Genomic DNA, 2,338 nt, shown 5'->3' with positions numbered 1-2,338 from the left:
GTGGTCGGTGACGTGGTCGAGCTGCCCGGCTGGCGGGTCAGCGTGCTCGCGATGGACGGCATGCGGGTCGACCGGCTGCGGTTCGAGCCCCTCGAGGAGCCGGGGGCCGGCGCGGAGCACGCCCCGCAGGCCGCCGCGGCGGGGGAGGAGTCCTGATGGGCCTCGCCGTCTGGATCACGATCCTCCTGCTGCTGCTCAACGCGTTCTTCGTCGGCGCCGAGTTCGCGGCGATGGCGGCACGGCGCTCGCAGCTCGAGCCCCTCGCCGCCGGCGGCTCGCGCCGGGCGCAGATCTGCCTCGACGCGCTGGAGCAGATGGGCTCGCTGCTCGCCTGCGCCCAGCTCGGCATCACGGTGTGCTCGGTGCTGCTCGGCGCGATCTCCGAGGCGGCGCTCCACCACACGCTGGTGCCGCTGCTGGAGGGAGCCGGGGTGCCCGAGGCCCTCGCCGACGGCACCGCCCTCGCGCTGGCCCTGCTCATCGTCATCTACCTGCACGTGGTGGTCGGCGAGATGATCCCCAAGAACCTCGCGATCGCCGGGCCCGAGCGCTCGGCCCTGGTGCTCGTGCCGATGCTGGTGTTCGTGACGCGGGCGCTGCGGCCCCTGATCCGGGTCATGGAGGCCATCGCCAAGGCCATCGTGCGGCTGATGCGGGTCCAGCCCAAGGACGAGATCGCGTCGGCGTTCACGGCCGAGGAGGTGCAGCACATCGTCACCGAGTCGCACCGCGAGGGACTGATCGAGGAGGAGCAGCGCGGCCTCGTGGGCGCGGCGCTCGAGTTCAGTGACAAGGACGCGATCGACGTGGCCGTGCCCCTGGACTCCCTCGTGACGCTCCCGCTGACCGCGACGCCCGATGACGTCGAGCGCCTGGTCGCCAAGCGCGGGTTCTCGCGGTACCCGCTGGTCGACGCCTCCGGGACGCTGGCGGGGTACCTCCACCTCAAGGACGTGCTGTACGCCGACGACACGGAGCGCCATCTGCCGGTGCCGGTCAAGCGGGTGCGGCGGCTCGCGACGGTGCAGCCCGACGACGAGGTGGAGGAGGTGCTGGCGACGATGCAGCGCACCGGCGCCCACCTGGCCCGGGTCGTCGACCCGCAGGGCGCCGACCTCGGGGTCGTCTTCCTCGAGGACGTCCTGGAGGAGCTCGTCGGCGAGGTCACCGACGCCTCCCAGCGCTGACCCCCGGGCCGGCCCCTCACCCCCTTACCCGCGCACGCGGCATACCGTCGACACGCTGGGAAACGGCCCTTCGATCGACTGCGAAGGGCGAAATGCCAGCGTGTCGACGCCGAGGAAGTGGGCGAACCGGGTCAGCATCGCGTGGCGGCGACCGGCGTTGAAGAAGTCCTTCTTCGTCACCTCGATGTACTTGTGGTCGGCGTCCTCGGCCAGCAGCCGCCGGGCGATGTCGTCGTCACCGCGGTCGAAGCTTCCGAAGTGGTGATCCCCCTGGTACTCACCGATGACGCCCTGCTTGCGCCAGTAGAAGTCGGCCCAGCAGAGGAAGCCCCCGTCGTCGTGCTCGACCTTGGCGTTGAGCTCGGGCTCGGGTAGTCCGGACCGCACGAACAACAGGCGCGTGCGCGTCTCCATCGGCGAGCCCGACCCGAGGCGGATCCAGCGCAGTGCCTCCCGCAGCCTGACCGCACCGCGAGCCCGCACCCTCGCGCCGAGCGCGGTGCGCAGGGGCTCGACCGACCCCAACCGGTTCGCGACCTGGTCTCCGAGCACCACGAGGTCGTCGTGCCCGAGCAGCGGGCCGAGGTCGCACCAGGTGTCGGCCAGGCCGACGACCGGCAGGCCCTTGCGGGTGTCGGTCCCCCTCGTCTCCAGCCCGCGGTGTGGGAGGCAGCTGGCACGGAGCGTGCGGTTCAGGCCCGTTCGCCGCATGACGTGCACGGGTTCGAGGTGCTCGCGGACCGCCGGCAGGGGCAGCCCGTGGATCATCGCCGACGTGCAGTGCGAGAAGGCGATGTCGTCGGGCAGCACGAGCCGAGCTGCCTCTGCCAGCGCCACCACCCCGTCCACCGGGGCTGCAGTGCGCACCCCGTGGAAGGGTCGGCTCAGGTCGCTGCCCCGCAGACGCTTGGTGCCCACCTCGAGCTCGAGCGCCTCCGACGTGGTGAACGCCCGGGAGGTGAGCTCGGCAGGCAGGGGCACACGCGGCATACCCAGAGGTTGTCGCCAACGGAGGCGGCGCCCGCCGGCTACTCCACAGGTGGATGACGAGGGGCTGGGAAAGCGCCCTGGGGAAGGCCGGGAAGGGCCGTTCGCCAGCGTGTCGACGCAAACACCCTGCGCGCCAGCGTGTCGACGCAAACACCTGCGCG

Annotated in this window: 2 protein-coding genes; one reads left to right on the top strand and one right to left on the bottom strand. The window is 71.9% G+C overall.

Features of this window, described 5'->3' with window-relative positions:
• Nucleotides 1-155: 155 nt before the first annotated feature.
• Nucleotides 156-1,187, top strand: a complete 1,032-nt coding sequence (locus VIB11_RS12880) for a hemolysin family protein (protein ID WP_332031635.1) — start codon at nt 156-158, stop codon at nt 1,185-1,187.
• 24 nt (nt 1,188-1,211) lie between these two features.
• On the opposite strand, the gene VIB11_RS12875 is transcribed toward VIB11_RS12880, so the two are convergent.
• Entirely contained in the window at nt 1,212-2,177 is a 966-nt protein-coding gene (locus VIB11_RS12875) for a hypothetical protein (protein WP_332031634.1), read from the bottom strand.
• Nucleotides 2,178-2,338 lie beyond the last annotated feature (161 nt).

The sequence above is a fragment of the Pedococcus sp. genome, from assembly GCF_036554925.1.
Taxonomy (GTDB): domain Bacteria; phylum Actinomycetota; class Actinomycetes; order Actinomycetales; family Dermatophilaceae; genus Pedococcus_A.
This window is presented reverse-complemented; position numbering and strand designations above follow the sequence as displayed.

Excerpts from the sequence above, each read along its gene's own strand:
- VIB11_RS12875 (WP_332031634.1), bottom strand. The coding sequence starts at position 2,177 with ATGCCGCGTGTGCCCCTGCCTGCCGAGCTCACCTCCCGGGCGTTCACC.
- VIB11_RS12880 (WP_332031635.1), top strand. The coding sequence starts at position 156 with ATGGGCCTCGCCGTCTGGATCACGATCCTCCTGCTGCTGCTCAACGCG.